Here is a 390-nt window from a genome sequence, read left to right as displayed (position 1 = left end):
CCCCCCCCCCCCCCCCCCCCCCCCCCCCCCCCCCCCCCCCCCCCCCCCCCCCCCCCCCCCCCCCCCTTTTCCACGCACAACCCGGCAAACGAGATTCGGTCACGGGTCTCGTGGGCTCGGAGATGTGTATAAGACCCCCCCCAGACCGCCACGCCCACGCCGAAATTGACCGAGAACGTGGAAAGGAAAAAGCGCGACAGCCGCTCGCCCGCATCGTTGATCGCCGCCGTGGATGCGGTGCTTGGCAGTGGCTGTCTCTTATACACATCTGACGCTGCCGACGACAACGTTCGGGTGTAGATCTCGGTGGTGGCCGTATCAGTAAGAGAGGGGGGGGGGGGGGGGGGGGGGGGGGGGGGGGGGGGGGGGGGGGGGGGGGGGGGGGGGGGG

1 protein-coding gene is annotated in these 390 nt (G+C 72.6%); it reads left to right on the top strand.

Translation table 11 applies throughout. The features are described 5' to 3' along the window. Positions 1 to 177 precede the first annotated feature (177 nt). Positions 178 to 300 carry a hypothetical protein gene (locus JHD67_RS22705; RefSeq protein ID WP_255557468.1) on the top strand — a complete coding sequence of 41 codons (123 nt, stop codon included), beginning with the start codon at positions 178 to 180 and terminating at the stop codon, positions 298 to 300. Positions 301 to 390 lie beyond the last annotated feature (90 nt).

Source organism: Dyella sp. ASV21 (genome assembly GCF_016428975.1).
In the GTDB taxonomy this organism is placed as follows: Bacteria; Pseudomonadota; Gammaproteobacteria; order Xanthomonadales; family Rhodanobacteraceae; genus Dyella.
Note: the sequence above shows the minus strand (reverse complement) of the source record. Positions and strands in the feature narration are given on the sequence as shown.